Below are 24,187 nucleotides of genomic sequence, written 5' to 3'. Positions count from 1 at the left end.
GGCGTTCCCCTAGTAATCCGAATAAAGCCGCACCGGCGTCGGCGTGACGAGCCAGCTGCGTTGCGCGCGTGCGTCGAACGCATAGCGCAGGTACACGAGCGCCGAACTCGGCGCGTAGTCGTGCGACCGGTCGACCTGCAACTGCGCGCCGACACTCAGGTGCGGGTTCACGCGGTACTCGACGATCCCGTTGACGCCGTACGAGAACGACACGCCGCGCGTCGAGCTGCCCGCGTACACGAGCGCGGCCCGCTGGTCCGAGGACAGCGGGTAATACAGCGAATCCTTCTCGTAGCTGTTCGAGATCCCGCCCGTGACGGTCAGGTCCCACGACAGCGCATCGTGCCGCCCCGCCCATTCGATCGGTACGCCGAGCGACAGGTAGCGTTGCGGGCTGTAGTAACCGCCCTGCCCGTACGTGTAGTAGCGCAGGTTCTGTGCGTAGTGCCACGCATTACCGACGAGCCCGGTGCTGACCTTCATCGTCGAACGCTCGTACACGGGCATCGTGAAGCCCGTGCGCAGCGTGACTTCCGCGTTGCGTTCGACGTTGCGGCCGGACAGCACGCCCGCGCCGAGTTCCGCGAACAGGTTCGTGCGGCCGACGTCGACCGACGCGCGCAGGTTCGCGCCATCGCGCCGGACGCCGCCCCAGACCGCACCCGTCCATGGGTCGCGCATCCCCGAGTACGACAGCACGCTGCTCGTTTCCGGCCGCCGCGACGCATTCACCGAGAAGCTGGCCGGGCCCGCGTCGAAGCGATAGCGCACGCCGCCGACCAGGTAATGCACGGGGAACCCGAGCGGCGACGTGCCGAGGTCGAAGCGCCATGCGTCCGTCAGATAGCCGGCGCCGAGCGCGACACCCGTGGCCGTCTGGTGCAGCGAGCCCGGCGGATTGGCGATCTCTGCGGGTGTCAGCGCGTTCCGCGCCTTGAGCGACGCGTAGCTGCCGAACGTGCTGAGCGAATACGCGTCCGGGTTGCTCGTGTCGAGCGTGCCCGGATCCAGATGCACGGTGTCGATCTGCGCGAACACATGCCCGTCGTAGCGGATCGGCACCTGCAGGTAGATCGGCACCTGCTGCGCGCGATACGACGAGATGCCTTCGTCGCCCGACTTGTACGCGGGCGTCCAGCCGGTCTCGATCTCGGGATTGCGCCGCTGTTCGAGATCCGCGAATGCCGCCTGCGCCGGCGTCAGGCCGTCGCGGCCCGGGCCCACGCCCGCCGTGCGTTCCTGCGACCGCGACAACCGGTACAGCGACGCCGCGTCGTCGTAGCGACCCTGTGCCTCGGCCACGCGCCCGGCCGCGACCGTCACGTCCGCACGCGCCGGATACGCGGCCTGCAGCCGATCGATCACTTGCGCGGCCTCGTCCGGGCGACGCAGCGCGTTCAGGCGGCGCACGGCCGACAGTTGCGTGTCGACGTCGTCGTCCGGCGTGCGGGCGAGCACAGCTTGCACGCGTGCCAGCGCCGCTGCCCGATTGCCGCTGTCCTCGTCGATGCGTGCCAGCGCGAGCTGCGTATCGGCATCGTCCGGCGTGCGGGCGACGACCGGTGCAAGCGCCGCGCGTGCCGCGTCGTAATGGCCTTGCGCGCGCTCGAGATCCGCCAGTTCGAGCGCATAGCGCTTGTCCGCGCGTCCGGCCGGGCTCGCGCGATCGAGCAGCGTGCGCGCCTGCGCGTAGTCCTGCCGCGCGATCGCATCGTCCGTCTGCCGCAGCACGAGCCGCAGCGACTGGTCCTCGAGCCTCGCCGTCTGCGCGGGCGTCAGCGACGGTTCGCGGCGCAGCGTGTCGAGCCACGCGGCGAGTGCGTCGTCACGCCCCGCGCTGCCGAGCAGGTCGCCGTAGCGCAGCCGCACGTCCGCATCGGCTTCGCGCGGGTGCGCCGCGATCCAGTCGCGCAACGGCGCGAGTCCGCGCTCGGGTTCGCCCGCGTCGATCCATTGCGCGCCGATCGCGGCGAGCATGTCGGGGTCGTCCGGCGCACTCGCCTGCGCCTGGGCGAGGGACGCGGCGAACGCCGCGCGGTCGCCGCGTGCGAGCGTACCGCGTGCATCGGCCAGCGCGCCTTCGGCGTCGAGCTTGCGCGCGAGCGCACGCATCCCGTCCGAACGGTGCGCATCGTCGAGCGGCGCGAGCGCGGCCCGCGCACCCGCCACGTCGTCGAGCGAATTGCGGTACAGCGCGGTCGCATAGCGCATCTCGGGCGTCGCGCCTTGCGCAAGCCCGTCGTCCATCACCGTGCGGCCGAGCTGCGGCAACCCCATGTCGCGATAGAGGCGCGCCAGTGCGAAGCGCGTCCACGGCGCGTCGGGCGCGGCGCGCACGGCCGCCTCGTAGCGCTGCGCCGCAGGCCCGCGTTCGCCCTTGTCCGCAAGCGCGCGCGCCTGGTTCGCGAGCAGGTCGGCACGCAGGCCGTCGAGCGCACGCCGATCGTCGCGGCCCGTCACGCGGCCTTGCAGCGCGTCGAGCAGCGGGCCGATCTGGTCCGCGCGGCCGGTGTTCTCATACAGCATGGCCGTGCCGCGCACGGCGGCGAGGTCAGGCGAACGCGCGGCCAGCAGCGCGCGCAGCAACGGCTCGGCGCGCGCCCAGTCGCGCTGCGCGAGCAACGCGTCGACAAGCTGCAGCTTCGCGTCCGGGCTGTCCGGCTGCATCGCGAGTGCCGCGCGTGCGGCGCGCTCTTCGTCCTGCGGACGCCCCGCGGCGGCGGCCGCGCGGCCTTGCGCGAGCTGTCCCCAGAATTGCGCGGTGCGCGCGAGGCCCTGCCATTTGCCGCGCTGGTCGGTCGCAAGCGTCGCGGCGCGCATGAACAGCGCGCGCGCTTCGTCGTGCCGCCCTTCGCGCAGGCGCAGCAGGCCGAGCCCGCCGACCGCGTCGGCGTCGTCCGCACGCGCGCGCGCGGCGCGCGTCAGCAGCGGATCGGCGCCGGCCAGGTCGCCGCGCGCGAGCGCCTGCAGGCCGCGCTGCTGCGCGATGTAGTCGGGATTGCGTTCGAGCCGGCGCTGCGCGTCGCGCTGGCGATCCAGGGTCGCCGCCCGGTCGACGAATTCGGTATCGTCCGGGACGAGCGCGAGATACGCATGCAGCGCATCGAGATACGCGGGATCGCTGCCGGCCGACTGCAGCACGCGCCGCCACAGCGCCATCGCCTCCGTATGGTCGGCGTCGGCGCGCCGGGCAAGCGCCCAGGCGATCCGGTTCGCCTCCGGCCGCGTGTCGGCGCGCTGGTTCAAGAGCCGCGCGAGCGCCATCGCCGCGCTCGTGTCCTGCGGATCGGCCGCGACCGCGCGGCGCAGCGCGGCGATCGCCGGCTCGCGCCCGCCCGGCGCATTCGACACGATCTGGTAATACTCGGCGCCGAGCGCACCCGACGGCGCGCCGTTCGGAAACAACGCAACGATCCGCCGGGCTGCTTCGTCGGCGCGGCCGCTGCGCGCGAGCAGGCGGATCTGCGCCATCTCGCCGCGCCCGCTCGTCGCGACGCGGTATTCGTCGGCAACCCGCCGCGTGGCGGGCGCAGTGGGCGACTGTGCCTGCAGGCGCGCGAGCGACGCCTGTGCGCCTTTCGCGTCGCCGAGCCGCAGCAGCACGCGCACTTGTTCGGCCAGCAGTTCGGGATCGCCCGGCGCGATCAGCAGCCCCTTGCGCAAGGCATCGCGCGCGAGGTCGTCGCGATGCTTGACGCCCCACATCCGCGCGGTGTCGAGCTCACGCCGCGCATCGGCGGACGCGGAAGTCGCCGGTGTCGCGGAGTTCGCCATCGTCGCGTCCGCCGCGGTGCCCGGCGCCGCCGCGCACACCGACGACGCGAGCCACGCGAATCCCGCGACGTGCGGCGCGGCGCGCTTCAGCGGGCGGCGCACGAGCGGCCTCCCCAGCGGGCGTCGAGCGTGCCGTCCGCGCCGAACCGGTAGCGCCCGTCGCGCCAGCCGAGCCCGAACAGCGTCAGCACGCTCGTGTAGTAACCCGGCGCCGACTGGCGCGCGAGCGTATCGACACGCGCCGCCTGTGCATCCGCGAGTGCGCGCTGGCCGCGCGCGTCGAGGAACGGCACGGCCGCCGCCGAGAACCCGCCGTTGCCGTCGTTCGGCCCGGCGACGCCCGTCGTCGTATCGACCCGCTCGGGCGGCGCGCCATGTGCGGCGATGGTGTCGGCGAACGGCGCAAAACGCGCGAGCATCGGCGCGGCGAGCGGATCGGCACGGTCGAGCATGCCGGCCCACAGATACACGCGGATCGCGTTGTACGCGCTCTCCGCCTTCGTCTCGCGATCGGGCCCGAAACCCGTGCCCGCGCGATACAGCGCCCAGTCGGGCGAAAAACCTTTCGGCGCGGTGTCGAGCAGCACGCGTCCGGTGCTGGCGGCGAGCGCGGCCCAGCGCTTGTCGTCGGGCAGGCGCGCGCCGAGCGCGCGGATCACCTGCGGCGGCGAATAGCTCGGATTCACGCGCCACTGGCCGTCGGCGAGCTTGAACCCCGTCGGCCCGGGCAGCAGCGTGAGGCCGAGGCCCGGCACGGCCGCCGTCTCTTCGTCGAGCACGCGCTTCGCGAGCAGCGCGCCGCGCGCCGTGTAGCTGCGCTCGTGCCACAGCCGCCCGGCCTCGACGAGCGCATACGCGATCCACAGATCGGCGTCCGACGCCGCGTTCGCGTCGAGCACGCGCCACGCGCCGTCGGGCGCACGGCCCCACAGCCACGCCGGCAGGTGCGCGCTCAGGTCGCCCTGCGCGAGATTGTTCTCGGTCCATGCGAGGATCGTGTCGAACATGCGCCGGTCGTTCGCGACCAGCGCGAAGAAAAGTCCATACGCCTGCCCCTCCGACACCGTGCGCGAATCGGCCGAACCGACGTCGATCACGCGGCCGTCGGCCGAAATGAAATCACGCTTGAACGCGTCCCAGCGCGGCCACGCCGCGCCGCATCCCGCGTCGGCAGCATCGACCGTACCGGCCCCCGCGGCCTGCGCGCGCGTGGCCATGCCGGCCGCCGCGCACGTCACCGCCAGCGCCAGCGCGAGTGCCGCGCCGCCGCGCCGCGCCGGCCGCATTGCCCGTCGCTTCGCCATTGCCCGCGCCATCCGTTACATCCCCCGTCGACGCGCGGCGATTCTCTGCAGCACGCTGAACACGCCGAGCGCGAGCAGCAGCCCCGCCACGACGCCGACCGCGCCAAGCACGACCGGATGCCGCGCCGCATGCGTCCACACGCGCTCATACCACGGCACGAAGCCGACCACGTAAGGCTCGCCGACGCGCAGGCTGTCCACCTGCCCCGGCCGCACCAGCGCAAGGTCGCCCTGCAGCTGCGACACGAGCCCGGCGTTCTCGAACACGTCGAGCAGATCGCCGAGGCGCGGCTGGTCGGTCGCGGTCAGCGCGACGACGCTGCGCCCTTGGCTGCCCGGCAGCTCGAACCCGGCGAGCGCCGCGAGCGAGCCCGTCTGCTCGATATGCGCGCCGCCTTCGGTCAGGCCGACGCCATTGCGCCAGCGCTCCTTCACCGAGAACGCGACGCGCGCGGCGCCTTCGCCGCCCGCGCTGCCCTGCTCGCCGATCACGAGCGGCAATGCCGAGCGCCAGTGCGCGAGCAGCGGCGACGCGGGCGAACCGTCGATCACGAGGAGATCCTTGCTGCCCGACAGCGCGGCGACGTCGCCGGGCCGCGCGACCTGCACGCGCAGCGCCGGGAAGCCGGTCCATTCGCCCATGTGGCCGAGCATCGTCAGGTAGGCCTCGAGCTCCTGCGGCGACGGCCGGTCAGGCATCACGACGGCCGTCTGCGACAGGTCGGCGAAACGCGTGAACGGGAAGCCGCTGTTCGCGAAGAACGCGAGGTTCGGCAACTGCGCGTAATGGACGAAGTGCGAGAAGTCGATCGTCGAATCGGGATCGATCGCCGCACGCTGCGGCTCGGTCGCCGTGCTCGAGCACAGGCCCGTCTTCTGCGAGTCGAGCGTGAAACGGAACTGCAGCTGGTTGCCGCTGCCGACCCGGAACGCCGGGATGTCGACGTCGCTCGTCACGCGCCCTTCGGGCACCGACAGGAGCGGCAACTGCATGCGGCCGTGCGCGTCCTCGGCATGAGCCGGCCCGAGCCGGTACGACTTCACGAGCTGGTCGTTGATCTCGACGGCGAGGGTCGAGTTGTCCTGCACCGTCGGCGCCGTGTAGCGGTAGCGCAGCGTGATCGGCACGCCCGCGCCGTTCCACGAATGCAGATCGGACGGCACCCGCAGGTTCAGGCGGATGGCGTCGGGCGTCGTGCCGCGCACTTCCAGTTCGCGCACGTCGGATACAAGCTCGCGGAACGCGATCGGCCGGTTCACTGGCAGCCAGCGCGGCGCGTCATACGGCTTGCGCGGCGCGCCGAGATCGACGTGCGCGACCGTCGCCGACGGCCCCGACAGCGCCACGCGGCCCAGCACGAGCGTCGCGACAGCATCGTCGACCTCGGCCGCCGTGCGGCCCGTGACGACGAGCAGCTTGCGCCCCGGCGCGGCGGGGTTGTCTGCGACCGCGAGCAGCGGGCCGTCGATCGACGGCAGCGCGAGGCCGGCCGGCAGCGTCGCGGCCGTGCCGATCACCACCGCCTGGTCGTCGGCCGGCAGCCCGGACGACACCGGGAAGCGCGCGTGCCGGTAGTCGGCCAGCGCGCCGAACCACGACGCCAGCACGCCCGCGCTGCGCAGCGTCGCCGAATCGGGTGACGCCGGCAGCACGAACGGCAGCCGCACGCGGCCGTTGTCGCGGCGGTCGAAGAACGGCGCGGGCAGCAGCGCGAGATCGTTCGGCAGGCGGACCGGCGATTCGTCGAGGATCAGCTCGCTCTTCGGGCTCACGTCGGCCCACAGCGCCGAGTTGGCCGGATCCTCGCAATGGTCGAGCGTGTAGTGCGCGATCAGGCGCAGGCCGATCTGGTTGAAATCCGAGAAGTAGCGCGGATCGATCGGGATCTCTTGCGTGACCGTGCGGCCCGCCTGCGCGGCGTCGAACGGGACGGTCGCGACGACCTCGCCGTTCACCGACACCTTCAGGTGCGACATCGGGAACACCAGCGACGGCGAATACGCGTAGGTCAGGCGCAGCCGCGCGCCGGTGACCACGCGATCGAGCCGCACGCCCGCATTGATCGTGCGTGCATCATCGGCCCCGCGCAGGCGCAGCGGATCGAACGCGCCGAGCACCGCGAACGGCAGGCGCACCGTCGTCGCCGGCAGGCCGGCGGCGGACGCGCTAGGCGCCGCGGGCGCAGCCGCGAGCACCGGCGCAGCGCCGGATGCGGCGCCGGCAGCCGGCACGGCCGGCATCGGCGCGGCCGACACCGCGGCGGCATGCAAAGCGCCGACCATGGCGGCCGAGAGGACGAGCAGCGACACGGCCGGCTTCATGCGCCGCTCCGTGTCGTCAGGATCATCCGGTCATCCGTCGCATCGAAACCGATGCGCGCAAAGCAGCCATGCCCGTGAGTGAACATCCCCACTGCTTCCCCTCATATATCTAACTGGCCTGATTCATTTATCGAAACAACGCGGCGATTTCTTTAATCGCGCGTCGTCGGGCTACGCGCCTGGCACCGGCACCTGCCCATTCGTCACACTATCTCAAAAATAGGACAAAACTTACCCCGATTCGCAACGTTCGAGCGAAAAAACCTCGATCCGGTCGGAAATGCTGCGCGAGAGGAATGAATGGTAAGAATTGCGCCGTTGTCGCCCGGCAAGCCGAACGGCATACTGCCGGCGCGGTGCGGCTGGCCGGCGGCGGTTCGTTGCGAACCGCCCCGCCGGAACTCGCTGCCGCGAGGCGGCGCGTATGCTACCGCAATCCCGCGCCGCACGGACGTGCTTTCTTTCACGGAAAACTGACTTGAATCAAATCGTCGGCACTGCTACTCCGTCCCCCGATACGCTGCTGCGCATCATTGCCGCGCAGACCGAGATCGCGAAGCTCGGCCTCGATCTCGGCAGCGTGATGGCCTATGTGGCCGAGCAGGTGCCGCAGCTCACCGGCGCGAGCGCCGCCGCGGTCGAATTCGCCGAGGGCGACGACATGGTGTACCGCGCCGCGTCGGGCACCGCGGCCGGGATGCTCGGCCTGCGGCTGCGCCGCTCGGGCAGCCTGTCGGGCCTGTGCGTGCAGCAAGGCGAATTGCTGCACTGCACCGACTCGGAAACCGACCCGCGCGTCGATCGCGACGCATGCCGGCGCGTCGGCCTGCGCTCGATGCTCGTGATGCCGCTCACCCATGCCGACACGACCGTCGGCGTGCTGAAGGTGATGTCGCCGGAAGTCGACGGCTTTTCGCAAGCCGACGCCGGCACGCTGCGGCTGACGGCCGATCTGATCGCCGCCGCCATGTTCCACGCGGCGCGCAACGAGGCGAACGAACTGTACCTGCGCGCGACGCACGACGCGCTCACGGGCCTGCCGAACCGCGCGCTGTTCTACGACCGCCTGCGGCAGTCGATGCACACGACGCTGCGCGCGAACGGCCGGCTCGGCATCCTCAACATCGACATGGACGGGCTGAAGCCGATCAACGACGGGTTCGGCCACCGTGCGGGCGATGCGGCGTTGCGCGAGATCGCCACGCGGATGCGGGGCGCGGTGCGGCGTTCGGACACGGTTGCGCGGATCGGCGGCGACGAGTTCGCGGTGATCCTGCCGAACATCGGCAACCGCGACGATGCGCATGCGCAAAGCGCGCGGCTCGCGCGTCAGGTCGGCGAACCGTTCGAATTCGAGGGGCGCCCGATGCAACTCGGCGTCAGCGTCGGCATCGCGCTGCTGCCCGACGACGGCACCGACATGAACGCGCTGATCGAGCATGCGGACAAGGCGATGTATGAAGTGAAGCGCACGCGGTCGAAACGGGCGGCGCACGCATGACGCACACTCGAAGGCGGCTACCTTGACGAGCCGGCGGGCGGAACGACGCCGTCAAACGCCCGCGGCTGGCTTGAACGGGCGCTAGCCGATCGGCGGAACGGCGATCGCGAGCCCGACCGCGAGCCACTGGACGATCGCGACGAGCACAGCGGCCCGGCACAGCCCGACCGCACCGCGCACGCGCGCGTCGAGTGCGCGTCCGGCCTTCGACGCATCGATCCAGCCGAGATCGGCGAGCGCGCGGTCGAGCGCCGCGAGCCCGTCGTCGACCGATCCCTCGCCTGCCGCCGCCCGCGCGAGCGCGCCGAACAACCGGCGGTCGATCTCGATCCGCACCGCGTACCACAGCGCCGCGATCCCCGACCCGGTGCTGACGACGGCCAGCAGCACGCGGGCGATCGTCGCGGGCGCCCAGCCCGATGCGATCCACCAGCCCGCGCCGGACGCGGCCAGCGCAGCCGCGATCGCCCACGCGCCCGCATCGAGCGCGCCGCGCGCGGCGGCAATCCTGAACGCTGCGGACGGGTCGCGCATCACGTACCTCCCGCACCACGGCGGCGATCGATCCAGTGCTGAAGCACGGCCACGCCGTCATCCGACCACACCGCATGCGGCCGTACCGCGCGCACCGCGGCCAGCGCGTCGCGCGCATCGCCGAGCCCGCGTCGCACCGCCAGCCATGCGGCCGCGCACAGCACGCTGCGCCCATAGCCGAGCGCGCAGCAGACCAGCACGTCGCGCCCTTCCCCGTGCAGGCGTTCGAGCGCGGCGACGGCCTGCGTGAGTTGCCCGGCCGTCGGCGCGACGAGGTCGAGCTGCGGCACGGTCACATACGCGAGCGCTGCATCGACCGACGTCCAGCGCGGCATTTCGGCGGTCAGGTCGACCAGCGCCGTGAAGCCGTGGCGGCGCACGTCGCGTGTCGTCGGCGTGCGGCCGATCGATACGCGCTCGTCGATCCGCACCGGCGCCGGCTGCCGAAGCGTCCACAGCCGCGAATTGATAGACGCGCCCGCAATCGTCGGCGCGAGCAGCCAGCGAATGACGACCGGAAAACGCCCGTGCGCGTCCTTCTGGAATGCGCCGGGCGCGCCGCGCCGGTAGATCCACGCGACACACGCGAGCGCCAGCGCGACCCACCCTGCCGCCAGCGCCCAGCCGGGCGCGCGCGGCACGCACCAGAGCGCCGCGAGCGCGACCGCCGCCGCGCCGAGCGCATAGCGGCGCGCGAGCGCACGGCCGGCCGCGCACGGCGACGCATCGGCGCCCGGCAGCCGGCCCGCGGCATCGCGCAGCGGAAACAGGAACAGCGCGAGACAGCCGACGGCCGCGCCGGTCGGCACGTCGATCGCGTGATGCTGGTAGGTGGTCAGCACCGACACGCCGATCGCCGCGAACCACAGGTGCAGCACGGCACGCGCGAGCGTGCCGCGCAGGTGCTTCGCATAGACGGCCCACAGTACGACGAGCAGCCCGATGTGCAGCGACGGCGCCTGGTTGAACGGCTTGTCGAAGCCCATCAGCAGCGTGAACAGCGCACCGGCCACGCCGCCCGCGTCGGGCCGCTCGAACCCGAAGCGCAGCGGCCACGCGATGAAGCATGCGACCGAGATCAACTGCACGGTCAACAGCCGCTTCACGTGGTCGAGCAGGTCGGCGCGGCGCGTCCAGAAGAAGAACGACAGCGCATACAGCAGGTCGATCGACCAGTACGGCACGATCGTCCACGGCACGAACGGGATCGCGTGCTCCCAGCCGAACGCGAAGGTCGGCACCGCCGCGCGGCGCGCGGCGAGCCAGTTCGCGAAGCCGTAGGTCGAGAAGAACACGGCGCCCATCGCCGCGAGCCAGCCGAAGCGCAGCGCGAACGACGCGTCGCGCGCGCCGGCCGCCGAGGCCGCATCGGCGAGGCCGCTCGCGCCGCCGTCGAGCGCGCTCATGACGCGTCGACCCGCTGCGCGAGGCTGACCGTGAAGATGCCCATTGCGTCGATCCGCTGGTCGAGCTTGCGGAAACCCGCGCGCGCGACGAGCTCGTCCATCTCGGCCTGCGAGCGGCGGCGCATCACCCAGGTCGCTTCGCCGCGGTGATTGTTCAGCGCGCGCGCGATGAATTCGAGCTGCGGATGCCACGGCTGCCCCGTATAGACGAGATAGCCGCCCGGCGGCACGGCCTGCGCGAGCCCGCGCAGCGAGCGCTCGATCAGCGAATTCTCGCCGAACAGCTCGTAGAGGCCCGACACGATCGCGAGCGTCGGACGCGGCTCGAGCGCCGCGAGCGACGCCTCGTCGAACGCGTCGCCGCGCTCGAAGCGCGCGATCGGCTCGAGGCCGCGCTGCGCGATCAGCACGCGCCCGGCCTCGACGTTCGGCGGGCTGTAGTCGCGCAGCGTGATGTCGTCGGGCGCCGCGCCGTCGCGTTCGGCGACCGACGCGATCGCGTCGAGCACGTAGCGCCCGTGCCCGGCCGCGATGTCGACGATCCGCACCGGCGCGCCGTGGCCGCGCAAGCGGCCGATCGCCGCACCGATCAGTTCCTGCAGATGCACCTTGCGCTGGCGGATGCCGACCCAGCCCGGCGAATCGAGATACGTGCGATCGATCAGCGCCCCGACGCCGAACCGCCCCTGTGCGCGGTTGCGATACACGTAGTCGAGCGTCGAGCCCGAATCGAAGCCGAGCCGCAGCCCAAGCGCGATGCCGTCCGACAGCGCGCCACCGGCCTTCAGGCCGGCCCGCGCGAGCGCCCAGTACGCCCGCGCGAACACATTCGCCGGCGGCCGGCCGAGCGCCGCGTATTCATCGTGGAACGCGCCGCGCCGGTCGGCGTCGGCGAGCGACACGCGCGGGCTCGGCGCATCGAATTCGCGCAACACGAATGCACGCAGCGGCGCGAGCGCCTGTGCACGGTCGCGTTCGCCGAGCGTGTCGTGATAGAAACCCGGCAGCACGATGCGCTCCTTGCGCGCGGCGCCGAGGCGTTCGAAGAAGCGGTCCTGCGGGCCGCGATGCACGACCCAGTCGGCGCCCGAGATCAGCAGCTGCGTCGGCACGGTGATCGCGGCCGCGTCGGCGACGATCCGCCGCGCGGTGTCGTGCAGGTCGAGCAGCATGTTGACCGCGATCGGCCGCGTAATCAGCGGATCGGCCGCATAGCTCGCGATCCGCTCGGGATCGTGCGTGAGGAATTTCGGCTTCACGTAGCTGTTCACGTAGAACAGGCCGCGCAGCTTGTGCATCAGCCGCAGGCCCGGCCGCGCGAACGGCACGTAGAGCTTGATGTGGAACGCCGGCGACGCGACGACGAGCGCGCGGATCGGCGGCGCATAATCGTGCGCCCAGGTCGCCGCGAGCACCGCGCCGACGCTCTGGCCGACCACGGCCATGTCCTCGATCGCGATACCGTGCGTGTCGCGGATATGTTCGACGAAGGTCTGCAGGTCGCGCACCGACGCGGCCGCGCTTGGGCTGTAGCCGCGCGCGCCCGGCGAGCGGCCGTGGCCGCGCGCATCCCACGCGAAGAACGCGAATTCGGGCAGGTCGAGCTCGTCGACCAGGTGCGCGACGCGCGCCGAGTGTTCGTGGCCGCGATGCAGCAGCACGATTGCGCCGCGACAGCGTGCGCCCGTGGCGGGCCAGTGACGATAGAACAGCGTTTCGCCGTCGTGCGTGATGAAGTCGGCCTCGCGGGCCATGCGTGCGCTCATGCGTTTCTCTCTCGTTTCGTTATTCGAATCTTGGTGCGCCGCCCTCCGGCGCCCGGTACCGCAACCGCTCCAACTCCCCTTTCAACCGCCCTTTTCCGCGATGCCGGCCTGCACGCGCCGCACCACGGTCACGATCGACAGCACGATCAACAGCCGCCACAGCCATGCGGCAACGCCGCCGACCGGAAACCCGAGCCCGATCCACAGTGCGAACGCGCCGAGGGCAAGCGCGCGGTCGCTCTTGCCGAACGGGCCGTCGTAGCGGCGGCTCACGCCGACCAGCGGGCCGATCAGCCCCGCGCATTCGACGATCACCGCCGTCAGCGCGAACAGCCAGACGTCCGCCGGAGCGAACACGGGAATCGCGAGAAACGGCAGCACCAGCGCGATATCGGACACGACATCGCCGAGTTCGTTCAGGTAGGCGCCGAGCGTGCTCTTCTGGTTGTGTTCGCGCGCGAGCATCCCGTCGATCGCGTTGAGCGCCATCCGCGCGAACAGCCACAGCGGGATCAGCAGGAACAGTGCGCGGGCAAACACGCCGAGGCCGGCGAGCGCGCCGACGACGATCGAGCCGCCGGCCGCGAACAGCGTGACCTGGTTGGCCGTGACGCCGCGCTCGGCGAGCGCGTTCGCGAACGGGCGCAGACGATTCTGGAATTTGGGTTTGAGTGCGTAGAGGCTCATCGTTTTATTTGTGCGGCACAGTCGGATACGTTTCCCGCCACCATGCCCCGGGCGGCGAAACGGACTTGAAGGGCCTTGAAGGGCCTTCCATGGACGGGCCTAATCGTCGCCGAGCGGCCCCGATGCGTCAAGCATGCGCCCGGCCCGCACGCGCGGCGCGAATCTGGCGTTTTCGACGGAAACTCGCGATAATCCGCTGGCCCGATCGCAGCGAGATCCATTCGAACTGCAAACGGGCACTCGTGCAACAGCCGATTATCACGCCGCCGACCGGCCCATTCGCCGCGACGCATCAGCGTGAGACGGCGAATCGTCCGATTATCGCGGACCTGCGACAGGCAGCCACGAATTTGAAAAAATTTAAACAAGGGCCGTCCGGCGCGCATCCTGCCGCGCCGGCATTCCGGGGCTCCGCCCGCTGCTCGTGCGCAGCGGGCCATGCATGCAGGCAGGAGGCGCAGCGCCGATGAACATCCTCAATGTCTGGCAGCGCGATTTCCTGCTGTCCATCGTGCGGCTCGTCGCCGGCGCGTATCCGGTCTGGCATCAGGCGCCGCCGTCGCCGACGCAGAAGATCTACTTCTCGAACCATACGAGCCACATCGACACGCTCGCGATCCTCGCCGCGCTGCCGCGCAACGTGCGCGCGGTCGTGCGGCCGGTCGCCGCGCGCGACTACTGGGACAGCAGCGACATGAAGCGCCACATCGCGCAAAAGCTGCTGAACGTCGTGCTGATCGACCGCCACCGCGAATCCGGCGGCGATCCGCTCGACCCGGTGCGCGACGCGCTCAAGCAGGGCCATTCGATCATCATCTTCCCGGAAGGCACGCGCGGCGCGGAGATCCTGCCGCAGCCGTTCAAGAGCGGGCTGTTCCACCTCGCGACCGAGTTTCCGGACGTCGCACTCGCGCCCGTCTATCTCGAGAACCTGCAACGGATCATGCCGAAGGGCGCGATCTGGCCGGTGCCGCTGATCTGCAAGGTGCACTTCGGTGCGAATGATGCGCTCGGCGCCCAGGAAGACAAGCCGACGTTCCTCGCCCGCATGCGCGACGCGATCGTCGCGCTCGCGCCGCCGCAGCGGCCGGCCGGCTGAACGCGGCGCCCTCTTCTCCCTTTTCCGGATATCGAATATGCGAACAATTTTCTGGGAACTGGTCGCGGGCGTCACGGGCGTGCTCGTCGTCGCGACCGTGATCGGCGCGATCCTCGGCGCACGCAGCGGCGGCACGAACGCGACCATCGTCAACCTGAACCAGCGCATCCGCGCATGGTGGGCGATGATCGCCATCATGGCCATCGCGATCGGCCTCGGCAACAACATCACGTACCTGGTGTTCGCGGTGCTGTCCTACCTGACGCTGCGTGAATTCATCACGCTCACGCCCACCACCGCGAGCGACCATACGACGCTGTTCATCGCGTTCTTCATCGCGATCCCCGTGCAGTACCTGCTGCTCGGGATCAACTGGTACGGGATGTATTCGATCTTCGTGCCCGTGCACCTGTTCTTCGCGATGTCGCTCGTGTCGGCGCTCACGCAGGACACGCGCGAATTCCTGAGCCGCAACGCGAAGATCAACTGGGCGCTGATGGTGTGCGTCTACGGGTTGAGCCATGCGCCGGCCGTGCTGATCCTCGACATTCCGCACTACACGGGGCAGAACGCGCTGCTGCTGTTCTTCTTCCTGTTCGTCGTGCAGATCAGCGACGTGCTGCAGTACGTGGTCGGCAAGCTGTTCGGCAAGCGCAAGATCGCGCCGCAGCTGTCGCCGTCGAAGACGATCGAAGGGTTCATCGGGGGCGGCCTGCTGGCCACGCTGTGCGGCGCATCGCTGTATCGCGTGACGCCGTTCAGCTTCGGGTCGGCGTTCGGCATCTCGCTCGCGATCGTGATCGCGGGCTTCGTCGGCGGCCTCGTGCTGTCGGCCGTCAAGCGCTCGCTCGGCACCAAGGACTGGGGCTCGATGATCGCGGGCCACGGCGGGATGCTCGATCGCGTCGACTCGATCTGCTTCGCCGCGCCGGTGTTCTTCCACCTCGTGCGGTATCTGTACGTGTGATGCGCGGGCGGCGCAACGCCGCCCGTTCCCGCGCGCGAAGGATCAGTACCCTTCGCGCAATGCCTTCGGCACGACGTAGCGGCCACGCGCCGCGTCGAACTTCACCGTGTAGCGCGCGCGGATCGCCTTGTCGCCGCGCGTACCCGTTTCCGTGACCGTCAACGGATACACGTCGCCGGTGCCGGTCGTGTCGGGCGCGATCTCGAAGCGACGTTCCTCGCAGCGCGCCCGCGCGTTCGCACATTCGGTCGACTCAGCGTTGTCGAGCGCCTCGTCGATGCGCGCCGCCGCCAGCACCAGTGCATTGCCGACCGGCAGCCAGATCGAGCGGAAGCTTTGCGAATAGCCTTGCCGCATGTCACTTTCGCCGATGACGAAACCGAAAAGGTGCGGCCCGAGCCGCTCGATGCGCACGGTGCCAGGCTCGCCGCGCCCGCCCGACGCGATCTCTGTTTTCTTCATGACCGGCTCGAGCGTCTTGCCGTCGGCCGCCGGTTTCAGCACGTACAGGTCGATCGTGCCGGTCGTCGCGTCCGAATCCATGCCCGGCATCCCGTTCTGCACCGCTGCCGCGGTCTCGCCGCACATCGCGAGCAGGGTGCGCGGGCCGTCCGCGGTCGCGACGCGCAGCGAACCGCACGGCGCATGGACAAAATCGTCCCCGTCCGCCTGCCAGCCCTTGCGGTCCGCGCGCCACTTGCCGTACGTGTCGTGGAGAAAGGTTTTCAGTTGATGGTCAGGCTGCGCAGGCTCGGCCGCCTGGATGGGCGACAACGCGGAGAGTGCGGTGAGCGCCGCGAGTGCGCCCAGCGCGGCGAGCGGCTTCAGATGCTTGTTCCGGTGCGGGACTGTCATGACGAGGATCGTTCTGGTCGAAAAGGTGTGGAGCGAAGGGTGGCGGGCACACACGATCACGGTTGCCGTGGCGCGATGCCGGTGCCGTCCGGCTTCAGCCGCGCGGCTGGCACCCACCCTTCGGCGATGCCGCGTGTGCGCGGATTCAGATAGACGACCGACGTGAAGCGGCCATAGTCGGTGCGCGCATCGACGTGGTCGTGCTCGACGATGAACAGCCCGTCGATCCGGCATGCGTCGTCCGGCGCGGAATAGAACGGCAGGCGCCCCTTGCCGGTGACGACGCGCCCGGCGTCGCTGCCCGTCACATCATCACCCTGCGCCTGCGCGCGGCGGTTCAGCGCATCGCAATCGACGGCGTTGCGCATGGGGGCGGCCGGCGCCGCCGGGGCAATGCACGTCGACACGAATCGCGACAACGCGCGCCGGTCGATATTCAGCACGTCCGGCCGGTCGGGATCGCGCGTGACGTCGAGCGCACGCATCGCCTGCGGATCGAGCGTCACCCAGCCGATCGTCGCCTCGCGATTCGGGGTGCCCGAGTGGTCCGGTATCGTGTACAGCCTGACGCGGTAGACGTCGCCGTCACGCTCGTCCACGTCGGCACGGATGTCGCGCCGGTTCATCTGTGTCTGCCGCAGTGCGGGCACGATCAACCGCGTCAGCTGATCGTTGCACGACGCCAGTGGCGCGGCGGCGGCCGTCTGTACGGCCATTGCGCCCGACCATGCCATGGCAGCATGCACGGCGGCAACCGCGGCGAACCGGCGGCGGCGCACGGCCTCGCCATTCGCGCCGGCCGGCGTTACGATCTCGTTCTTCACCCAGGCTCCGTTCGATGCGCGCGGAAATCTGCCCGCGAGCCCGTAGCGTACACGCACGGCGCGGCACCGCAAGCGCGCATCGCACCTGCCGACATGGACCTACGCATGAACCTCACCTTGCAGGATGTCGCATGGCACCGCTCGGTCGGGCGGCTCATCGAGTCGCTCGACCAGCCGAGCTTCTGGCTGGCGCTGATCCGGCTGATCGAGGAATACGTCGCGGTGGACAGCTGGGTCGCGCTGACGTTCGGCGACGGCCGCCCGCAGGTGTTCGCCGAATGCCCGTACGAGGGCGGCGGCCCCGACCCGCTGTTCCGCGACTACGTGCAGGGCCTGTACCAGCTCGACCCGTTCTACATCGCGAACCGCGACGCACCGAAGAGCGGCCTGTTCCGGCTGTCCGACGTCGCGCCCGAGTGCTTCCGCGATACCGAGTACTACACGCGCTATTTCACGCACAACGTCGTCGAGGACGAGGTGCAGTTCAACGTCGTGCTCGACGATGTACGCACGCTGTGCCTGTCGCTCGGCAGCAAGCGGCGCTTCAGCCCCGAGCAGGTTGCGCTGCTCGACCTGATCCGGCCGTGGGTGGCCGCGCTGATGCGGCAGCGGCTCGCGTTCGAGCCTGCATCCGCGGACGCTGCGCCGTCGCGCCGGCCCGGCGCGCACGACGGCTTCGAGCAGGCGATGGCGCGGCTCGGCACGCCGCTGACCGCACGCGAGCTCGACGTGATCCGGCTGATCCTGAGCGGGCGCTCGAACAAGGAGGTTGCGAACAAGCTGTCGATTTCCGCCGAAACGGTCAAGGTGCATCGACGCAACATCTACGGAAAGCTCGCCATCAACTCGCAATCGGAGCTGTTCTCGCTGTTCCTGAACGCGCAGGCCGGCACCTGACACGCGTCGCGGGTCACGCGGGTCGGCGCTCGCCGCCACTGGCGGCGTCACGATCAATACCCCCGAAGGGTTAACGCGCCGGCGGGATGGGAAATCCGCCGCTTCGGCGCATACTGGGGCCTCCTTACCCCTTCCGGCGCCACCGGCGACGGGCCCCTGCCACCGACATCGCCATGAAACTGAAGCTCGATATCGTCCAGCTCGCCGGCCGCGACGGCGACACGCACTACAACCTGCAGCGCACGCTCGAAGCGATCGCCACCTGCGCACCGGGCACCGACATCGTGATGTTTCCGGAAGCGCAGCTCACCGGCTTCCTCGATCCGTCGAATCTTGCCGAATGCGCCGAACCGCTTGACGGCGCGAGCGTCGCGGCGGTCATCGCGGCCGCACGTGCACGCGATGTGGCGGTCGTGGTCGGGCTGATCGAGAACGACGGCGGCCGCTTCTACAACACCACCGTGTTCGTCACGCCGGACGGCATCGCACTGCGCTATCGCAAGACCCACCTGTGGGTGAGCGAGCGCGGCGTCGTCCTGCCCGGCGACCGCTACGCGACGATCGAATGGCGCGGCGCGCGGATCGGCCTGCTGATCTGCTACGACAACGAATTCCCCGAAACCGGTCGCGCGCTCGCCGCACTCGGCGCCGAGCTGATCCTCATCACCGACGGCAACATGGAGCCGTACCGCCCGGTCCACCGCACGTCGGCAACGGCTCGGGCGATGGAGAACCAGGTGTTCGCGGTAGTCGCCAACCGCGTCGGCGGCAGCACGCACGACGTCGTGTTCGCGGGCGGCAGCCTCGCGGCCGATCCGTTCGGCAACCTGATCTTCGAGGCCGGCCATACCGAATCGCGTCATGCGGTCGAACTCGATTTCGACCAGCTCGCCGCGTCGCGTGCGGTCTACGACTATCGCCGGGATCAGCGCCTGCCCATCGCGGGCGAACGCATCGAGCACGCCAACGGCCTTCGCGAACTGCTGATTCCGTAAGCACTTGCCCGCCCGCGGCGGCGACATCCGTTACGTCGGGTCGGGCACCTCGATCGCCAGCAGCGCCGAGCTGACCGACTTACCGTGCGCGTCGAGCGCGAGCGAACGCGTGACGCCGCCGCCGAGCGCATCGCGCAGCACGAAATTGAATGCACCGAGCGCCGGCAATTCGTAACGCACGACGTCGCCATGCACGATGCCCGCGAGCCACGCCTTCACTGCGTCGGCATCCAGATGCATGCGCAGGTGATCGTAATGGCGCGGATCGCGGCAGATGACCGACACGTTCAGCGTATTGCCCTTGTCGCCGGTGCGCGCATGCGCGAGTTCACGCAGTTGCATCATGCCTCCACGAATGAAAACGACGGCGTCACGGCCGCGCGCGGCAGCAGCACCGACTGCACGGCGATCACCTCGCGCGTCGACTTGAACGCGCCGCCGCCGCCGGCCGGCCCGTTCGTATAGAGCGTCTCGACTTCGTTGCCGATCCGCGCCGCTTCATCGGCGCTCGCCGCGCGGCCCGCCACCCGCACGCGCACCTCGGCCGGCTCGCCGCGCACGGCCGGCGTCGCGTCGCCATAGAGCGAATCGACACCGATCAGGTCGAAGCGCAACTCGGTCGCGGCGACGCCGGTCAGCGCCAGCCGTTCGCGGACGATCTCGAGCGCGAGGCGCGCGCGTTCGAGCGCACCCGGGCCGCCGTACGAGATCTGGCCTTCGCCGATCCAGCCGTCGACGTAAGCCACCGACACCTTCAGCGTATCGGGACGCGCTGTGCCGCGCCCGCCCGTCACGCGCACGCGATCGATCGCCTCCTCCACGACCGCCACGCGCGTGAAATCCGCGACGACGTCGGGTTGCAGATAACGCGCCGGGTCGTGAATCTCGTAGAGCAGCTGTTCCTTGCAGGTCGCCGCGCTCACGCGGCCGCCCGCGTGCGGCACCTTCGTGATCACGACCGCGCCGTCGGCCGCGACTTCGCCGATCGGAAACCCGAGCCGCGCGAGGTCCGGCACGTCCTTGTAGCCGGGGTCTGCAAAATAACCGCCCGTCACCTGCCCCGCGCATTCGAGCAGATGGCCGACGACCGTCGCCTGCCCGAGCATGTCCCAGTCCTCCATCCGCCAGCCGAACGCGTGGATCAGCGGCGCGGCGAACAGCGACGGATCGGCGACGCGCCCGGTCAGCACGACGTCCGCGCCGGCCGCAAGCGCATCGACGATCGGCGCGGCGCCGAGGTACGCGTTCGCGGACACGATGCGGTCGCGATAGGCGGCGACGTCGTCGCCGGATTCCTCGAAGCGGAATGCGCCGCGCAGCACCACGTCGAGCACGTCGTCGCCTTCGACCGCCGCGACCTTCAGCTTCGCGAGGCCAAGCGATTGCGCGATCTGTGCAGTGCGCCGTGCGGCCGCACGCGGATTGGCCGCGCCCATGTTCGACACGATGCGCACGCCGTTCGGCGCGGCGACCGGCAAGACCGCGCGCATCCGCGCATCGAGCAGCGGGTCGTAGCCGAGTGCCGGAGCCTTGCGCCGCGCCTGCTGCGCGATCGCGATCGTGCGCTCGGCCAGGCATTCGAAGACGAGATAGTCGAGCTGCCCGTGTGCGGCCAGTTCGACCGCGGGCTCGATCCGGTCGCCCGAGTAGCCGGCGCCCGCGCCGATGCGAACGCGCCGTTCAGGTTGCTTTGCTGTCATGTCCGTACCGTCGTCCGGCGGGTTTCGCCGCCGGGAAAGATCAAAAAATGCCCAGCGCGACGCACGCGATCGTCATTACGATCGACGCGCCGAACAGCAGCGGGAACGTGAATTTCTGATGCTCGGCGAGTTCGATGCCGCACAGGCCGACGACGAGGAAGGTCGCGGGCGTCAGCGGGCTGACCGGGAACCCGGTCGTCATTTGGCCGAGCAGCGCGGCCTGCCCGACCTGCACGGCCGGCACGCCGAGCTGGCCGGCCACCTCCGCGATCACCGGCAGCACGCCGAAGTAGAACGAATCGGGATCGAACAGCATGCTGAGCGGCATCGACGCGAGGCCGAGCGCCACCGGAATGTGGCCGGCCATCGACGGCGGCACGAAGCCGACCGCCGCCTGCGCCATTGCCTTCAGCATCCCGCTGCCCTGCATGATCCCCGTGAACACGCCGGCCGCGAGCAGGATGCCGGCCATCATCAGCGCGGCGCGCGCATGCGCGTCGATGCGCTTTCGCTGCATGTCGACGTCCGGGTAGTTCACCATCAGCGCGATGCACAGCCCGACCATGAACATGATCGCGGGCGGAATCTTCTCGCCCATCACGACCATCGTGCCGAGCACGACGAGCGTCAGCACCAGGTTGAACCAGAACAGGTGCGGCCGGCGCAGCGCCTGCTCGTCGGGCGTCAGCTCGCGCTTCGGCAGCGGAACCGATGCATCGTCGCGCGACAGGCCGAGCCGCTTCTCCTCGCGCCGCCCGAGCCAGTACGCGACGCCGAACACGAACACGAGCCCGATCGCCTGCACCGGGATCAGCGGATTGAACAGCGCCGACACCGGCAGGTGCAGCGACGCCGACGCACGAATCATCGGCCCCGTCCACGGCAGGAAGTTGATGCCCGCGGCCATCGACACCGCGGCGGCCAGCACGCGCCGGTCCATCTTCAGCCGGTCGTACAGCGGCAGCACGGCCGGAATCGTCACGAGAAAGCAGACGGCGCCCGAGCCGTCGAGGTGGATCAGCAGCGCGAGCAGCGTCGTGCCCATCACGATGCGCGTCGGCCGCGTGCCGACCGCACGCAGGATGCGATCGATGATCGGGTCGAGCGTGCCGGCGTCGGTGATCGTCCCGAAATAGAGGATCGCGAACACGAACATCCCGACGACGGGCGCGAGCCCCTTCAGCCCGTCGATGACGAACTTGCTCGTGTGCAGCCCGAAGCCGCCGATCAGCGATGCGGCGATCGGCACGACGATCAGCGCGACGAGCGGCGACATCCGCTTCGACAGAATCGCGGCCAGCAGCACGACGATCGTGCCAAGCCCGAGTAACGGCAGCATCCGTGTCTCCTACCTTGTCTTTTGTTGGAGACGAGCGTAAGGTCGGCGCAGCGATAGCACAATTGAAATGATTTGATCGCAGCAATCACGAGTCGTTATGGATCTGAACCTTCGCGACATTCGCGCGTTCGTCACCGTCGCACAGGCCGGCAACTTCACGCGTGCGGCCGCGCGCCTGCACCTGTCGCAGCCGGCGCTGACCGTGCAGATCCGCCGGCTCGAGGAGATCGTCGGCGCGCGCCTCTTCGACCGCAACAGCCGCAGCGTCGCGCTCACCCAGACCGGGCGCGAACTGCTGCCGCTGCTGCAACGCTCGCTCGACGACATGGAGCGCGTGCTGCGCGATGCGCGCGCGCTCGGCGAAGGCACGAGCGGCACGGTGCGGCTCGCGTGCCTGCCGACCTTCGCATCGAGCCTGCTGCCCGAGCTGATCCAGTCGTTCCGGCGCGACGTGCCGCGCGCGGGCTTCGAGATCCGCGACGGCGTCGCGAGCCTCGTCACCGCGCTCGTGCGCAACGAGGAAGCCGATCTCGGATTGACCGGCGGCGACGCGTTCGATGCGTCGCTGGAGGTGCTGTATGCGGGCGCCGACCGGCTCGTCGCCGTATGCCCGAGGGATCACCCGCTCGCGCGCAAGCGCCGCGTGAGCACCGCCGACGTCGCGGCCGTGCCGCTCGTGCTCACCGCGCAGGGCACGAGCGTGCGCAGCGTCGTCGATGCCGCGCTGGACGCGGCCGGCTGCACGCCCGACATCGCGTGCGAGCCGACCTACATGATGACGGCCGTCGCGATGGTGCGCGGCGGCCTCGGCGTGACGATCCTGCCGGCGACCGCGCGCGAGGTGCGCGCCGAGCCCGAGCTGGTCGCGAAGCCGATCGACGACCCCGCGTTCGTGCGGCCGATCGCACTCGTCACGAAGCGCGGCCGCACGCTGCCGCGCGTCGCGCAGGCGTTCGCCGAAACCATGCTGACGGAATTGAACAAGCGCGCGTGAACCGCGCGCCAGGATCGGCGGGACCGGTCGCCCGCCCGACGCTTATTTCGCGTCCGGATCGACGTGCAGCGATTCGCCGATCGCATAGAAATTGCCGCCCGCGATGTAGTGCAGGCTGCGCAGCGCCGGATCGGCCGATTCGAAATACCAGTGGCCGTCGCGGAACACGCGCGTATCGGACCACGCCGCGACCACCTCGCCGATGAACAGGTCATAGGCCTGCTGGTTGTGCGGCTCCGGAATCAGGCTGCACGCGAGCCAGCCCGAACATCCGGCGACGAACGGCAGATCGTGGCCTTCGACGTCGAACAGTGCGACGCCCGCTTCGCGCAGCTTGTCGGGCCGCTCCGCGAGACTGTGGCTGCCGACCGCATGCGTGAGCCGAATCTGCGCGGCCGTCGGCACCTGGATCACGAACGTGCCGCTGCGCTCGACGAGCTCGCGCGTCTTCGCGGTCTTGTCGAGCACGACCGTCAGCTTCGGCGGCAGGAAGTCCAGCGCGCACGCCCATGCGGCGGCCATCACGTTGTCGACGCCATCGTGGCGGGCCGACACGAGCACGGTCGGGCCGTGGTTGAGGAGACGGTAGGCCTTCTTCAGCTCCACCGGAGCGATGTGACTGTCCATACGGGTTCCTTGGAGAACGTCGCGCACGGACGGATGCCGTGCGGCGCGGCGCCGGCCGGCGCGCGTGCGCGCAGCCGGGCCGGAGGCCGCATTCTCGCACCCAATTTCAATCGGCGCAGACTCGCCCGATCCGTCACTTCGCGAACAACTGGCCGATGTCGCGGAACGCCTTGAATTCGAGTGCATTGCCGCACGGATCGAACAGGAACATCGTCGCCTGCTCGCCGACCTGCCCCTTGAACCGCACATACGGCTCGATCGCGAAGGTCACGCCGAACGCTTTCAGCCGCTCGGCCAGCGCCTCCCAGCTCGGCCAGTCGAGCACGATCCCGAAATGCGGCACCGGCACGTCGTGACCGTCCACCGCGTTGGTATGCGCGCCTTCCTGCGACGCGGTCTTCGGATGCTCGTGGATCACGAGCTGGTGCCCGTAGAAGTCGAAGTCGACCCACTGCGCACTCGAGCGCCCCTCTGCCAGCCCGAACACACGGCCGTAGAAATCGCGCGCGGCCGGCAGGTCGTAGACCGGGATCGCCAGGTGAAACGGGGAAAGACTCATGGTTGCCTCGTGATGGAACGCTCGCGTGGCGCGAGGA

Annotated in this window: 20 protein-coding genes; 6 read left to right on the top strand and 14 right to left on the bottom strand. The window is 70.1% G+C overall.

Going from position 1 to position 24,187, the window contains the following annotated elements; translation table 11 throughout:
* Window positions 1-9 precede the first annotated feature (9 nt).
* From LGN17_RS18335 to bcsB, 3 genes are read right to left on the bottom strand one after another with little or no spacing between them, the layout of a single operon-like run.
* Entirely contained in the window at window positions 10-3,876 is a 3,867-nt protein-coding gene (locus LGN17_RS18335; RefSeq protein WP_226198041.1) for a cellulose synthase subunit BcsC-related outer membrane protein, read from the bottom strand.
* On the bottom strand, window positions 3,861-5,090 hold the full coding sequence (bcsZ, locus tag LGN17_RS18330) for a cellulose synthase complex periplasmic endoglucanase BcsZ (RefSeq protein WP_226198040.1): 1,230 nt from the start codon (window positions 5,088-5,090) through the stop codon (window positions 3,861-3,863). The genes LGN17_RS18335 and bcsZ overlap by 16 nt, the downstream gene beginning before the upstream one ends.
* Before the next feature lie 3 nt (window positions 5,091-5,093).
* A complete protein-coding gene (bcsB, locus tag LGN17_RS18325; protein WP_226198039.1) occupies window positions 5,094-7,400 on the bottom strand; it encodes a cellulose biosynthesis cyclic di-GMP-binding regulatory protein BcsB in 2,307 nt (768 codons plus the stop codon).
* Window positions 7,401-7,878: 478 nt separating this feature from the next.
* Here bcsB and LGN17_RS18320 point away from each other — a divergent pair, with 478 nt between their 5' ends.
* Window positions 7,879-8,901: a sensor domain-containing diguanylate cyclase gene (locus tag LGN17_RS18320; protein ID WP_175971770.1), complete on the top strand. Its 1,023-nt coding sequence runs from the start codon at window positions 7,879-7,881 to the stop codon at window positions 8,899-8,901.
* Between the two features lie 81 nt (window positions 8,902-8,982).
* On the opposite strand, the gene LGN17_RS18315 is transcribed toward LGN17_RS18320, so the two are convergent.
* From LGN17_RS18315 to LGN17_RS18300, 4 genes are all read right to left on the bottom strand, one after another.
* Window positions 8,983-9,435: a hypothetical protein gene (locus LGN17_RS18315; protein ID WP_226198038.1), complete on the bottom strand. Its 453-nt coding sequence runs from the start codon at window positions 9,433-9,435 to the stop codon at window positions 8,983-8,985.
* Window positions 9,435-10,841 (bottom strand): phosphatase PAP2/dual specificity phosphatase family protein, encoded by a 1,407-nt coding sequence (locus LGN17_RS18310; RefSeq protein WP_226198037.1) that lies wholly within the window; start codon window positions 10,839-10,841, stop codon window positions 9,435-9,437. Before LGN17_RS18310 ends, LGN17_RS18315 begins: the two co-directional genes overlap by 1 nt.
* Complete coding sequence (locus LGN17_RS18305; protein WP_226198036.1) at window positions 10,838-12,607, bottom strand: bifunctional alpha/beta hydrolase/class I SAM-dependent methyltransferase; 1,770 nt, start codon at window positions 12,605-12,607, stop codon at window positions 10,838-10,840. Before LGN17_RS18305 ends, LGN17_RS18310 begins: the two co-directional genes overlap by 4 nt.
* A gap of 81 nt (window positions 12,608-12,688) precedes the next feature.
* The gene (locus tag LGN17_RS18300; protein WP_041492804.1) at window positions 12,689-13,294 is read right to left on the bottom strand and encodes a CDP-alcohol phosphatidyltransferase family protein; all 606 of its coding nucleotides are present in this window, start codon (window positions 13,292-13,294) and stop codon (window positions 12,689-12,691) included.
* A gap of 466 nt (window positions 13,295-13,760) precedes the next feature.
* Between LGN17_RS18300 and LGN17_RS18295 the strand changes: the two genes are divergently transcribed.
* Window positions 13,761-14,393 (top strand): lysophospholipid acyltransferase family protein, encoded by a 633-nt coding sequence (locus LGN17_RS18295; RefSeq protein WP_166962972.1) that lies wholly within the window; start codon window positions 13,761-13,763, stop codon window positions 14,391-14,393.
* A 37-nt stretch (window positions 14,394-14,430) separates the two neighbouring features.
* Complete coding sequence (locus tag LGN17_RS18290; protein ID WP_175971775.1) at window positions 14,431-15,360, top strand: phosphatidate cytidylyltransferase; 930 nt, start codon at window positions 14,431-14,433, stop codon at window positions 15,358-15,360.
* A 42-nt stretch (window positions 15,361-15,402) separates the two neighbouring features.
* On the opposite strand, the gene LGN17_RS18285 is transcribed toward LGN17_RS18290, so the two are convergent.
* Entirely contained in the window at window positions 15,403-16,215 is an 813-nt protein-coding gene (locus LGN17_RS18285; RefSeq protein ID WP_226198035.1) for a topoisomerase IV, read from the bottom strand.
* A 56-nt stretch (window positions 16,216-16,271) separates the two neighbouring features.
* Complete coding sequence (locus tag LGN17_RS18280; RefSeq protein ID WP_226198034.1) at window positions 16,272-17,039, bottom strand: hypothetical protein; 768 nt, start codon at window positions 17,037-17,039, stop codon at window positions 16,272-16,274.
* Between the two features lie 105 nt (window positions 17,040-17,144).
* On the opposite strand from LGN17_RS18280, the gene LGN17_RS18275 reads away from it, so the two are divergent.
* Together LGN17_RS18275 and LGN17_RS18270 are read left to right on the top strand one after the other, a co-directional pair.
* On the top strand, window positions 17,145-17,936 hold the full coding sequence (locus LGN17_RS18275) for a response regulator transcription factor (RefSeq protein WP_226198033.1): 792 nt from the start codon (window positions 17,145-17,147) through the stop codon (window positions 17,934-17,936).
* Window positions 17,937-18,109: 173 nt separating this feature from the next.
* Entirely contained in the window at window positions 18,110-18,931 is an 822-nt protein-coding gene (locus tag LGN17_RS18270; RefSeq protein ID WP_175953057.1) for a nitrilase-related carbon-nitrogen hydrolase, read from the top strand.
* A 30-nt stretch (window positions 18,932-18,961) separates the two neighbouring features.
* Here LGN17_RS18270 and LGN17_RS18265 read toward each other — a convergent pair whose 3' ends face one another.
* The 3 genes from LGN17_RS18265 to LGN17_RS18255 are packed head-to-tail and all read right to left on the bottom strand — an operon-like array spanning window position 18,962 to window position 21,970.
* Window positions 18,962-19,273: a hypothetical protein gene (locus tag LGN17_RS18265; protein ID WP_226198032.1), complete on the bottom strand. Its 312-nt coding sequence runs from the start codon at window positions 19,271-19,273 to the stop codon at window positions 18,962-18,964.
* Complete coding sequence (locus tag LGN17_RS18260; RefSeq protein WP_226198031.1) at window positions 19,273-20,631, bottom strand: acyclic terpene utilization AtuA family protein; 1,359 nt, start codon at window positions 20,629-20,631, stop codon at window positions 19,273-19,275. Before LGN17_RS18260 ends, LGN17_RS18265 begins: the two co-directional genes overlap by 1 nt.
* 40 nt (window positions 20,632-20,671) lie before the next feature.
* The gene (locus LGN17_RS18255) at window positions 20,672-21,970 is read right to left on the bottom strand and encodes a CitMHS family transporter (RefSeq protein WP_226198030.1); all 1,299 of its coding nucleotides are present in this window, start codon (window positions 21,968-21,970) and stop codon (window positions 20,672-20,674) included.
* A gap of 97 nt (window positions 21,971-22,067) precedes the next feature.
* Here LGN17_RS18255 and LGN17_RS18250 point away from each other — a divergent pair, with 97 nt between their 5' ends.
* A complete protein-coding gene (locus tag LGN17_RS18250; RefSeq protein WP_226198029.1) occupies window positions 22,068-22,964 on the top strand; it encodes a LysR family transcriptional regulator in 897 nt (298 codons plus the stop codon).
* 42 nt (window positions 22,965-23,006) lie between these two features.
* Here LGN17_RS18250 and LGN17_RS18245 read toward each other — a convergent pair whose 3' ends face one another.
* Window positions 23,007-23,591 carry a flavin reductase family protein gene (locus tag LGN17_RS18245; protein WP_226198028.1) on the bottom strand — a complete coding sequence of 195 codons (585 nt, stop codon included), beginning with the start codon at window positions 23,589-23,591 and terminating at the stop codon, window positions 23,007-23,009.
* Window positions 23,592-23,724: 133 nt separating this feature from the next.
* Window positions 23,725-24,150 carry a VOC family protein gene (locus LGN17_RS18240; RefSeq protein ID WP_226198027.1) on the bottom strand — a complete coding sequence of 142 codons (426 nt, stop codon included), beginning with the start codon at window positions 24,148-24,150 and terminating at the stop codon, window positions 23,725-23,727.
* Window positions 24,151-24,187: the final 37 nt, after the last annotated feature.

Source organism: Burkholderia sp. AU30280 (genome assembly GCF_020420125.1).
Lineage (GTDB): Bacteria > Pseudomonadota > Gammaproteobacteria > Burkholderiales > Burkholderiaceae > Burkholderia.
This window is presented reverse-complemented; position numbering and strand designations above follow the sequence as displayed.